This window comes from Alkalibacterium sp. f15, assembly GCF_049389645.1.
Lineage (GTDB): Bacteria > Bacillota > Bacilli > Lactobacillales > Carnobacteriaceae_A > Alkalibacterium.
Genome location: NZ_CP186540.1, coordinates 2,250,723 through 2,262,938, shown reverse-complemented (window position 1 = coordinate 2,262,938; position 12,216 = coordinate 2,250,723). Strand labels below are relative to the sequence as shown.

Sequence of the window (12,216 nt, the reverse complement as noted above, 5' to 3'; positions counted from 1 at the left end):
TTTGCGCTTACTTCCCTCTTTTTCTTGTCATGACATCAAAGATAACGGCTCCTGCCAATACTCCACCACGAATCATATACTGATATGAAATACCGACACCCATCAAATTCATGCCATTCGTGAGAGAGGCCATGACGATTGCACCAATAATAGCACCGGTTACTTTACCCACACCGCCTGCTGATGAAACACCGCCTACATAAGCTGCTGCAATCGCATCGAGTTCGAATAACATTCCAGCTGTTGTCGTAGCAGATTGCAAACGAGATGTATACATGATCCCTGAAAGTGCGGCAAGCATGGACATAGAACCCATCACCATAAATGTAACTTTCTTAACATTTATTCCACTTAAGTGAGCAGCCTCGGGATTACTTCCTACAGCATATATTTGACGACCCAATACTGTTTTACTTGTAATGAAGTGATAGATCATGGTGACTAACAGAACTATGATCACTGTCCATGAAAAGCCGTTATATCCCGCCAAGATGATCGTAATATAGCCAATGATCAAAGAGAGAAACACCATTTTAAGTAAGAAAATCCCTGTAGAAACCACGTCGAAATTATATTTCTTTTTATCGCTTCTAGTTTTGATTTCACCATAAGAAAAAAATAAAATAGTAACCAATCCAATCAACAGCGTCAAAAGATGCAGATCATTTATCATCGCAAAGGATGGAATGAATCCATTACCGATCGCATTAAAGAAATCATTCTGGACAATTATTGTTCCTGTGCCTGCGGTCACTTGCAGCAACGCGCCCCTGAAAACCAACATCCCGGCCAACGTAGCGACAAAGGCAGGGATCCCTAACTGAGCGATAAGGAAGCCGTTAAAGAAACCAATTAAAATTCCGAGTAACAGGATAATTGGAATGACGATAAAAACGGACAAGCTATATTGCATAAGTAATATGGCAGATACTGCTCCTAGAAAACCAGCTATATAACCTACTGATAAGTCGATGTGCCGTATGACGATAACAAGCGTCATGCCAACCGCCAGAACTGCGATGTAACCGGCTGAATCCAACAAATTACTGATATTACGAGAGGACATGAACATGCCATTTGTCAACAGATTAAACACAATCATGATGAAAAAGAGCGCGATGAACATGCCGTAATCTCGGATGTTTTCCCTTATTAACATTTTTGCTTCATTCACTATTTTCATTCGTTTATCCTCCTATTGTGTCGCAAGTTCCATAATGTTTTCCTGATTAGCTTCTTGAGATTTGACTTCGCCTTTAATTTCTCCTTCAGCCATGACATAGATACGGTCACTCATCCCTAATATTTCTCCCAATTCTGAAGATATCATGATAATACTCATGCCACGGCTGATCAATTCATTCATGACTGTATAAATCTCAAACTTAGCTCCTACATCAATGCCACGAGTCGGCTCATCCAAGATCAATATATCAGGTGAAACAAAAAGCCACTTACTAATGGATACCTTTTGCTGATTTCCGCCACTAAGCTTCCCAACCAGCTGATTAATAGACGAAGACTTGATATGGATGGAATTTTTATAACTTTCAGCCACTGTGACCTCTTCATTGTTATTAAGTATCCCTTTACTCGACACACCTTTTAAGTTTGCTGCTGTAATATTGTTGGTGATGTTTTGGGTCAGAAACAATCCATTCCCCTTACGGTCTTCGGTTACATAGGCGATACCTTCTTTGATTGCATCACTCGTATGTCGGAAATTTTTTTCCTCATTATTAAGCAAAAGCGTCCCTTTTAATTTGTAGTTTCTTGGATTTCCAAACATACTCAAGGCAAGTTCGGTCCTTCCTGAACCCATTAAGCCTGCAAGACCAATGATTTCACCTTTTTTCAAAGTTATATCCGCTTTTTTCACAACATAGCGTCCTAACTGCTGATCATAAGCCGACCAGTCCTTGAGTTCAAGAATAGTCTCTCCAAAGTTGTTTTCTGGTCTCTTCGGAAATATATCACTTAACTCTCGGCCCACCATATGTTTGATTATCGTGCGTTCGTTCACTTCCCCTTTGCTTGCATCCAGCGTACAGATGGTCTGACCATCACGGAGTACAGTCACTTTATCCGAAATCGTTACTACCTCTTTCAATTTATGGGTGATCATGATGCAGGTGATCCCCTGATTTTTCAGCGCTTTTATCAACTCTAATAAATTGGCACTGTCATCTTCATTAAGTGCTGCGGTAGGTTCATCTAAAATCAGAAGTTGAACGTCTTTGCTCAATGCCTTGGCAATTTCAACCAATTGTTGTTTTCCGACTCCTAAATCTTTTATTAGTGTTTCGGGTTTAACTTTTAAATTGACTTTCTTCAGCATTTCCTTGGATTTAATAATGGTTTGATTCCAGTTTATAATACCGCCATTCTTGACTTCATTTCCAATATAAATATTTTCATATACTGGTAAATCAGGAAAGAGAGCCAGTTCCTGATAAATAATGGCAATACCCGCTCTTTCACTATCATTGATCGTGTTGAACTGCTGTACTTTCCCATCCAATACGATGTCGCCTTCATATTCCCCGTACGGATACACGCCACTCAATACTTTCATCAACGTAGATTTTCCTGCGCCATTTTCGCCGACCAGACAGTGGATTTCACCTTTTTCCACTTGAAAAGTAACATTGTCTAATGCTTTTACACCAGGAAATTCTTTAGTAATATTGTGCATTTCAAGAATGTTTTCAGCCATAAATCCTCCCACCTTCATTAAAGACATTTAGAATAAGAAATAGTGATAGCAAGCTATCACTATTTCATCTTTCTATTTTTCATCATTACGATTAGTCTAAACCTGTAAACTCACTTGCTTCATAATAACCAGAATCAATCAACTCAGCTTGTACATTATCTTCGTCTACAACAATGACTTCTGATTGCATGGCTTCTACTTCTTTAGCACCATTATCATAGGAACCAGTCGTTTCAGGCGTGTTGCCATCTAATATTGTAATAGCCATACCCATAGCATCTTCCACTAATCGTCTAACATCTTTAAATACTGTCATAGATTGTTTGCCATCAATTATATATTGAATAGAGGCTTTTTCTGCATCTTGGCCTGTTATAATATAACTTGTAATATCATTGTCTGAAGCAAATGTATCAGCGATCGAACGGGCTGTGCCATCATTTGGTGCTAGGATAGCGATGTCTCCTTTAAGATCATCTCCTGCTGAAGTCAAATGTGTTTGAGCTTTATTGATTGCTTCGTTTGGATCCCAGTTTGTTGTGATTTGACCCATGATGCTGCCCATTTCGTCACGTGTCAATTCAGCAGTGTCTGATAAAGCTTCTGCTTCACTTGAATTCGCAATCACAAATGTCCCATCAGCAATTTTAGGTTGAAGTACTGACCATGCACCTTCAAAGAAAAGGAACGCATTATTGTCGGATGATGCTCCAGCATATAGATACAAAGGAATGTTTGATCCTTCTGCACTGTCAATCAAATATTGCCCTTGAGCTTCACCAACAGCTAAACTATCAAAAGTAACGTAGTAATCAACTGCTTCTGTACTTGTTATCAAGCGGTCATACGCAATGACTGTAATGCCTTCGTCAGCTGCTGCTTGAGCTGCTGCTCCTGCTGCGTCACCATCATGTGGGCTCATAATCAAAACGTCGATTCCTTTGCTGATTAAGGTTTCCACGTTTTGTAATTCATTTGCTGCTGAACCCTGACTGAACAAAATTTCTGTCGTATAGTCTGAATCAGATAATGCATCCATGAATCGTTGTTCATCTTGTACCCAACGAGGTTCATCACGAGTTGGTAAAACTATTCCGACATCCAGTCCACCATTTGAATCTTCATCCGTATCTGAATCGACCTCTTCGGTTGTATCCTCATCTGTCGTTTCTGTTACCTCACCCTCAGTATCTCCATTGCATCCAGCTAAAACGAAACTTAATAACCCTGTCATAAATAATAATCTTGAACCCTTTACCATGTTTAACATATTCTTACCCCTCTCATTCACTATTTTTTGTATCTTAGTTTATTTTAGTCACTATCTACATTTTTTGAAAGCGCATACTATAGTAAATTATTAACATTACCTGTATTTTTTTAATATATCTTAAACAAAAGTTCATATATATTTATTTATTTATGCGAATATAAAAAAAACAGCCGCTAAAAGGTTAGGTTTCTCCTTCCAGCGTCTGCTATTGACTATTTAAAGTTCATCAAGGTGTTTAAGATAAAAATCGAGTATAGGATTCGCCATGTCTCGCTGTTCGCCTTGCCAATGAAACATGCTCAAAGGACCTGGACTGAATTCGATTTCTGTAACAACATAATTAGTTGCATTAGGTTCTTCAGTGATGTCGTCCGCAATGACATCCACCCCACCATAATGAAACCCGGGAACAGCTTGTATAGCTTTGATGGCTAATTCATTGAAATCTGGATGAACAGTATCAGTAAAATCGATGCCTTCTCCGCCACTTGCAATATTCGATTCATCACGAATAACAATAGCTTCATCTTTTTGGGGAATTGTTTCGAATGTACGTCCTTCTCTAAATAGTCGTCCTAGTTTTGTTTTATCTATAGGAATTAAAAAATTCTTTAAATCTCGATCTTTGGATCGACGTTCATTCTTTTCTTGAATCAGTTCTAGGATGGTGTGTTCTCCGTCACCTGTTACATTCGCACGTGCACGTTTTGAAACAGCCAGCACTTCTCCATCAACGACATAGAAACGATAATCATCTCCATTAAATTGTTTTTCAATCAGGATTCGCTCAAAATCATTTCCTATCAGCATCGAGATTTTATCAAGATGGCGGTCTAGTGATTCATCACTGTCGACATTGGTATAGACGCCTTCTCCTCGTGATAAATTGTTTGGTTTCAAAACGACCGGATAACCTATTTGATTCGCAAAGGCTTTTATTTCTTCACGTTCAAAAACTCTCAAGTAAGTTGAATCAGGTGTACGAACATTTTCATTCTTGATCAATGCCCTTGCGAGATACTTGTCATCCACGATCCTCATCATGGCTGCGGATGAGAGCGGTCCATTCATATCTCTGAAAAGTAATTCTTTTCCTTCTATTGTAAGGATCATTGTATCATAGGTTAATCTTTCAACTTTGTATCCTCTTTGACGCGCTGCTTCTTCGAGTAATGTGGATTTCAAACCTTCTCTTGTTTCAAATGCTGTTTCTTCCTTTTTAACTTCTTCGATTTGAATCGTTTCTAAATTCATCACTTCATTTTTCCTCCAAACATTTTTTAAGATTATACATTATGCTTAAATCTCAACACTAACTATTTTAACATAATTTATTTATTTTATTCACTTTAACACCCTCAAAAAGAGTGGCAAATTCAATATAGATTCTTCTCTCTGCTCAACTATCACGCTTTATGCTCATGATGAGCATTGATAGTCCAGATAAATCTCAAAATATTTAGATAGTCTTATTCTCTTTCATTTTGATACTTATTATAGCACTCTTGTCGTTATCGTTGCTAAAAAATGATATATTTGATACTTTTATAATAAGCAATATACATTGAGGGAGGAAAAAATGATGGAGTCGAAACATGTTGTTATTACTGGTGCCGGCAGTGGCTTAGGTGCTTCACTTGCGTTGAAATATTCGGAAATGGGTTATCATGTCACGCTGCTCGGTCGAACATTTAGTAAGTTGAGACACGTAGCGGATAAGATGGAGACGGATAAGGTTTCAGTCTATACCGTTGATGTGTCATCAGTAGATGAAGTTACCAATGTCTTTGCTCAAATAAAAGAAGACAACGGAAATATCGATATATTAGTTAACAATGCCGGCGTCGGTATCTTCGATGATGCTGAAAACATTTCATCAGATTCAGTCGATCAAATGATCGATATCAACTTAAAAGGAACGATATATTGTACACAGGCTGTGTTACCAGAAATGAAAGAGCGAAATGAAGGAACTATCATTCAAGTCATATCTACTGCCGGTAAAAAAGGCAAACCTTCTGAATCGGTCTACTGCGCAAGCAAATTTGGTATCCGAGGGTTTACGGAAAGCATCGTAAAAGAATTGAGTGATACGGATGTTCACGTCTTAGCTGCATACATGGGCGGCATGAAAACGAGTTTCTGGGATGATATCTATACTGAAGAAGAAATCAAACATCTCATGGATCCGGATGATGTCGCTGATATTATCCTGGCAAATGTAAAAACCAGAAAACATCTCACCGTTCCTGAAATCGTCATAAAAAATCATAAGCTATAAAAAAGAAGGTGCTGACCAGAAATGGTCAGCACCTTTTTCAATATTCAGTTTCTACTTCAAGTGTTTCTCTTCGTCATAGTGTCTTATGTTTAATGGTTCACCTTTCAGTAACGTATAGTCAGACCCTTCATGATCGATTGAAACTTGGATCAATCGACCAAGGAACTGTACTTTAAAGGTTACAGCGGTCCATTCTTTCGGTAAGCGTGGGGAAAAGTGTAAGGTGTCTTTTACTAAACGCATGCCTCCAAAACCGTAGACCATACTCATCCACGTTCCGCCCATATTGGCTGCGTGAACGCCGTCTTTGGTATTACTTTGCAGATCCGTCATGTCCATCAAGGCCGTATCCATGAAGTAACCATAGGCTTTATCCAAATCACCTAAGTGACTTGCCATCACACCAAATATAGAACGAGATAAGGATGAATCGTGTGTCGTTACCGCTTCATAATAGTCATAGTCACGTTTCTTCTGACTATGAGAAAACTCATCGGAGAACAGGAATTCAGCTAAAACCGTATCTGCTTGCTTGTTCACCTGATAACGATAAATGGTCAATGGATGATAATGTAAAAGTAATGGGAAGTTTTCCTTTGGTGTATTTTCAATGTCCCATACCTCTTTATGGAAGAAACTGTCATCCTGCATCGTAAGTTCCTGTGCCTCATCATAAGGTAGGAACATCTTTTCAGACGCTTTTTTCCAATTCTCCAGTTCACTTGGCTGGAAGTTGATTTTCTCAAGTACCTTTTCTCCGTTTGTATCATTAGACTTGAAGACTTCTTCAACCATCTCAATGGCATAGTCGAAATTGTGCTTAGCCATTAGATTAGTATAGTAGTTGTTATTAACAATTGCCGTGTATTCATCCGGTCCCGTTACGTTATTCAAGACAAACGCACCGTTTCGCTGCTTGTCATAATGTCCCCATTCAGCATAGAATCGAGCGGTTTCTACAAGTATTTCTAGTCCCTCATTCATACCAAAAGCTAAATCTCCTGTAGATTTTACATAAGTGTGAACGGCATGAGCAATATCACCATTAATATGGATTTGAGCAGTTCCTGCGGGATAGTAGGCACTCGCTTCTTTACCATTAATGGTTCGCCATGCAAAAAGCGCTCCATTCTCAATCGCCATTTCGCGTGCTCTTTCTCTCGCTTCTTTTAAGATAGTAAAGCGGTAATTTAACAAGTGCTTAGCTATCTCAGGTTGTGTATATAAGAAAAACGGTAACATGTACATTTCTGTATCCCAAAAATAATGCCCCTCGTAGCCTTCACCAGTCAACCCTTTGGCGGACATATTTCTTGATCCGTCACGTCCAGCAGCCTGGTGCAAATGAAACAAGTTGAAACGCAGACCGACTTGAATTTCGTCATCGCCGTCTATTTGAATATCTGATGCGTTCCAGAAACCCTCCATAAAATGTATGTGTTTCTCTTTGATTTCATCAAAGCCAAGTTCTGCAACTTCATCAAGCAGATTAGAAATGCGTAGAGCTTCTGCTTCTTTTTTTGAGCCATCATTGAATATGTTGCCATATGCAACATACCGTTCCAGCGTAACTGACTTATCTTTACTGGTTTCCATTGACCACTTTTCAGAACCGTTTATGAAGCTTGACTTAACCGATGAATCAGATAACTCATTCTTTTCACCTACGATAAGATGCAAGTGTGTATTGTTGGTTTCTATATGCAACAACTGATTTTCTGAACTTTCTATTCTTTCTGACTGAAACCGTCGTTCCTGTTGTGCTTTGATGCGTGGATCATTACTTTCTTCTTCTGATACTATACCCATATGTTCTAAATCATCAAGCGTCGCAGCGACTTGCAGCTCACATCCATTATCATGAGGTGTCAACGTGATTTTTTGGGCTAACAGTTCTGGATAGTCATACGATACGAAGCGCTCGATTTTGACATCCAGCTGATGACCTTTCGTATTTTCCCAAGTGAATGTCCTCGTGAGTATGCCTTGTTTCAAATCCAGTTGACGTTTATGCCTGGTCGTTTTCCCTGAATCAAGATCAAACATTTCATTATCCAGCTTGATCGCCAGCTTTTTGCCATTAGGTACGGGAATCACGGTTTGATGCTTTTCAGCATAACCATATGCCCATTCCCCATACTGAATCGGCTCACTGTCATAAAAAGCATTCACTAACGTCGCTTCACTGTGGCTATATTCTTTGGTGCGTTCAGCTTCTTCTAAGCTCCCACGTGTACCAAAATGGCCATTGGATAAAGCAAACAACGTCTCATTCTGTTTGATCGTTTTCTCGGATATACCTTCTTCGGTAAGTATCCATTTAGAATCTTTTGTAATTAATGGAATCATATTACGCTCCTTTCATACTGATGGAAATGTAGTTCATCTTATTCTCATTATAGAATACATGTCCGATAGATTACCAAACATATGAATATACTCTCCTAAATAAACTGGATTCACTATAATTCAAAAAAATAAGATAAAAACGACTGGTATTTATCAATCGTTTTTATCTATTATTTGACTTGCACAGTACAATTTAAATATCTCGATATTTATTTCCTGCAAATAATATTATTTATTAACATGGTCTTTACTACAGCTTAATAAAAGGGATATACCTATTTATTCGTTTATTACATATGCTTTCTGTTGAGTATAAAATATAAAAAATCGCATTAAATGTATGCCGTTATTCTTCTACTTGCTAACTTATTGTATCATTATTACTTTGCCATACTACCGAAAATTAATGCAGCCTGTCTTAATATATCATTTTCCAGTTTCAACTTTGTGTTTTCTCGACGTAGCTCCTCAAGTTCTTTCTGTTCAGGCGTCAAATTATCATCCTCTTGAACTAAATCAGATTGCTCAAACTGGCTCACCCATTTATCAAATGCCGAAGGAGTTAGATCATAGTCTTCAATAATTTCCTTCCTTGTTTTACCTGATTTATGCAAAGCTACTACTTGTTTTTTGAATTCTTGAGAGAATACGCGACGTTTTTTTCGATTTTGCATAATGTCTTCCTCCTGTTTAAGTACTTGAATAATCAAAAACCAATATTTCAGTAATTTCCCCTTATATCAATAAATATTTAGACACTATTGATTACATTACTTTTTTCAATAACAGTTTTTTCTTAAACGGTTTTACAATCTGATAAATTGTCTCGAGTTCTTCAACCTTAAATATATAGGAAAGTAAAATGTAAAGAATAAATCCGAAAATGACTTGAATTACAATTAAAAATAAGTCGTGTACAAAAAGTATATAATTTAATGAATAGGTCAATATTGCCATTATTACAGAAATAAAAGAAATCAATTTTATGTCTTTCAGCTGTTCAAAAATTGAATATGATATCAATTTTTTAGAGTAAAAAGAATTGACAAAGTTACTTATGAAAGATTCGAGTACTAATCCCCAAAGTAATCCAAAAACTCCTAATTCAAATAATAGAACAAAGCCAATAATTGAAAAACCAATAATCTTTCCATAAATATATAACTTCAAAAATAAATCAGAACGGCCTTTGATCTGAAGCATATTTAAATTAATAGCATGAATTGACGTGAACATACCTGCTAAACATAAAATTTGAAAATACGGTATGGCTGGAATCCATTCATTTCCCAGAATAAGTCTGAATAATGGCGGTGCTATAATCGCCAAACCTAACATTACTGGAAAATTAATAAATATTGAGTTTTTGAGAACTTTTTGAAATCCACTTTTTAATCTTACTTTATCATCTTGCAGATTGCTTAAAACAGGATAACTTACTTTTTCTACAGAAATCGCAATGGAATAGCAAGCAGTATGGCTCAACTTCCTAGCATTGGTATAATAACCTAAAAAGACAGTTGAAAACCCTCTTCCTATAATTAATGCATAAAAGCCATCATATACTTCTGATAACAAATTTGATGCCACTAGTTTCCATCCGAAATTAAATAATCTTTTAAAAGAGATCATGTTAAACGTTAAAGAAGGTATCCATTTATTAGTAACGGAAAGTAAAACTGCTTGTAAGAACTGTAAAACTACAATTTTAATTACTAAGCTCCATATTCCATATCCAGCTATTGCGAATGCAATAGCTATAACTCCCGATATTAATGAAGAAACTAGGCTGATTCTCATTTGAATTTTAAACTCTAGTTTTTTTCTCAAAATCACTTTCTGAATTAGTCCAAAGGCATCAATAACTATTACAAATCCTAAAACTTTAATAATATTAACAAGTTCGGGTACTTCAAAAAATATACTTATTCGTTCAGCAGAAATAAAAAGCAAAAAATAGAGAATAAGCGCAGTAATTAAATTAAAATAAAAAACAGTAGAGTAGTCTTCTTGAGTTGAATTTTTTTCTCTAATTAAACCATTTGCAAATCCGCTCTCAATAAATGCTTCTGGTAGCTTAATGAATATTATGACCATACCCAATATTCCGAAATCATTAGGTGTTAATAATCTTGCTAAAAACAATTGTATTATTACTTGAATTGCTCGAGATCCTATAATATCCATGAAGCTCCACATCATATTTTTAATTGTATCTGTTTTTAACGAGTCATCATTTTTCATAATATTCCTCTATTCTTTTCATATCCACAAATATTAGTATCATAAATAAATATAAAATTCTGGTTTATAATAAAAGAATCTCTATGCACTAAATTCTACAATTAGGCAAGAATATTGGATCAACATATGCTGTTGCTTCTTTGCAATCACTAAATATCATACCTTAATTTTTCTCTCGAACGATAGTCATAGTTATTATTACTCATCGAATTAAAATAAATTCATATTGCAGATTCAATGAGTAGATAACAGATTGTAATTCTGTTTAAAGCCTAAAATTAAAATACTTTTCACTTTACAATCCTATATATATAAGAATACATTGTACTTGCAACTGCTAGTGCTATACTTATTTTTTTTTCAATTAAATACTTCAATAATTTTTCGACCAAAGAATTGGGCTCGAAATTTTTTATTCTAGATTGAGTATGGCTATTCTCCAAAATTTCATTTATGATTTTGTATTTATTTAAAAATGATATAGAATTCTTAATTACAAAAAGATTAGAAATGCACCCTTTTATTGCTTCAATATGAAGAGAAGCAATTGTTGCGTCTATTATAGTTTGTTCAATTCCCCAATTATCAAAAATATCGTTTCGAGATCTAATTGCTTCCATTTGGCATTCGAAAAATTCTTTTCTAAAAGTATTCATCAAGGTTGTTCGCTTTCTGCGTTTGTAATGATACAGACAATCGTCAATTATCATGAATTTATTTATGTTTTTAAAGACTTTTTCATTAAAATTAATATCTTCTAAAAAATATATTTTTTCATCAAAAAATATTTGATGATCTACTAGCACACTACGTTTATACAATTTATTCGTAGCATACCCTATCAAATTTAAAGAATTTTTATTGATATTAAAGTCTTCAATATTCTTTTTCGTATAACTTACGGTTCCCATTTTCATTGGAATGGTAAATGTTACTTTCTCATTACTTCCAATTTTTTCTAAAAACATTCCAAACATTAGTACATCAGGATACTCACCGATAACATTATCCATTGTTATTCTCAATAAATTTACATTTACTTCATCATCACTGTCAATGAAACACACATAATCTCCTATAGCACTTCTAAGACCTGTATTTCTTGCAGCAGAAAGACCTTTGTTTTTTTGGTTTATAATTCTTATTCGTGAATCTTTTGACGCCAATTCATTGACAATTGACATCGAATTATCAATGGTTCCATCGTTAATAATTATCAATTCAAAATCTTTAAATGTTTGTATCAGTATACTTTCTATTGCCTTTCCAACATACTTTTCTACATTATAAACTGGCATGATAATACTGACTGCTGGCATAATCATTCTCCTCAAACTAGTAATATATCCTCTA

9 protein-coding genes are annotated in these 12,216 nt (G+C 35.7%); 1 reads left to right on the top strand and 8 read right to left on the bottom strand.

The window, feature by feature from the left end; genetic code table 11:
• Positions 1-7: 7 nt before the first annotated feature.
• The 4 genes from ACO1PF_RS10665 to ACO1PF_RS10650 all read right to left on the bottom strand — a co-directional run bounded on the left by ACO1PF_RS10665 (position 8) and on the right by ACO1PF_RS10650 (position 5,243).
• The gene (locus ACO1PF_RS10665; RefSeq protein WP_423189040.1) at positions 8-1,183 is read right to left on the bottom strand and encodes a sugar ABC transporter permease; all 1,176 of its coding nucleotides are present in this window, start codon (positions 1,181-1,183) and stop codon (positions 8-10) included.
• A 12-nt stretch (positions 1,184-1,195) separates the two neighbouring features.
• Positions 1,196-2,716 (bottom strand): ATP-binding cassette domain-containing protein, encoded by a 1,521-nt coding sequence (locus tag ACO1PF_RS10660; protein ID WP_423189039.1) that lies wholly within the window; start codon positions 2,714-2,716, stop codon positions 1,196-1,198.
• 91 nt (positions 2,717-2,807) lie between these two features.
• Entirely contained in the window at positions 2,808-3,986 is a 1,179-nt protein-coding gene (locus tag ACO1PF_RS10655) for a sugar ABC transporter substrate-binding protein (RefSeq protein WP_423189038.1), read from the bottom strand.
• A gap of 219 nt (positions 3,987-4,205) precedes the next feature.
• The gene (locus tag ACO1PF_RS10650; protein ID WP_423190546.1) at positions 4,206-5,243 is read right to left on the bottom strand and encodes a hypothetical protein; all 1,038 of its coding nucleotides are present in this window, start codon (positions 5,241-5,243) and stop codon (positions 4,206-4,208) included.
• Positions 5,244-5,568: 325 nt separating this feature from the next.
• Here ACO1PF_RS10650 and ACO1PF_RS10645 point away from each other — a divergent pair, with 325 nt between their 5' ends.
• The gene (locus ACO1PF_RS10645; protein ID WP_423189037.1) at positions 5,569-6,270 is read left to right on the top strand and encodes an SDR family oxidoreductase; all 702 of its coding nucleotides are present in this window, start codon (positions 5,569-5,571) and stop codon (positions 6,268-6,270) included.
• A gap of 51 nt (positions 6,271-6,321) precedes the next feature.
• Here the strand turns inward: ACO1PF_RS10645 and ACO1PF_RS10640 are convergent, their stop codons facing one another.
• The 4 genes from ACO1PF_RS10640 to ACO1PF_RS10625 all read right to left on the bottom strand — a co-directional run bounded on the left by ACO1PF_RS10640 (position 6,322) and on the right by ACO1PF_RS10625 (position 12,182).
• The gene (locus ACO1PF_RS10640) at positions 6,322-8,619 is read right to left on the bottom strand and encodes a glycoside hydrolase family 65 protein (RefSeq protein ID WP_423189036.1); all 2,298 of its coding nucleotides are present in this window, start codon (positions 8,617-8,619) and stop codon (positions 6,322-6,324) included.
• 380 nt (positions 8,620-8,999) lie between these two features.
• Positions 9,000-9,293 carry a transposase gene (locus ACO1PF_RS10635; RefSeq protein ID WP_423189035.1) on the bottom strand — a complete coding sequence of 98 codons (294 nt, stop codon included), beginning with the start codon at positions 9,291-9,293 and terminating at the stop codon, positions 9,000-9,002.
• A gap of 91 nt (positions 9,294-9,384) precedes the next feature.
• Complete coding sequence (locus tag ACO1PF_RS10630) at positions 9,385-10,863, bottom strand: lipopolysaccharide biosynthesis protein (protein ID WP_423189034.1); 1,479 nt, start codon at positions 10,861-10,863, stop codon at positions 9,385-9,387.
• A gap of 290 nt (positions 10,864-11,153) precedes the next feature.
• Positions 11,154-12,182: a glycosyltransferase family 2 protein gene (locus ACO1PF_RS10625; RefSeq protein ID WP_423189033.1), complete on the bottom strand. Its 1,029-nt coding sequence runs from the start codon at positions 12,180-12,182 to the stop codon at positions 11,154-11,156.
• Positions 12,183-12,216: the final 34 nt, after the last annotated feature.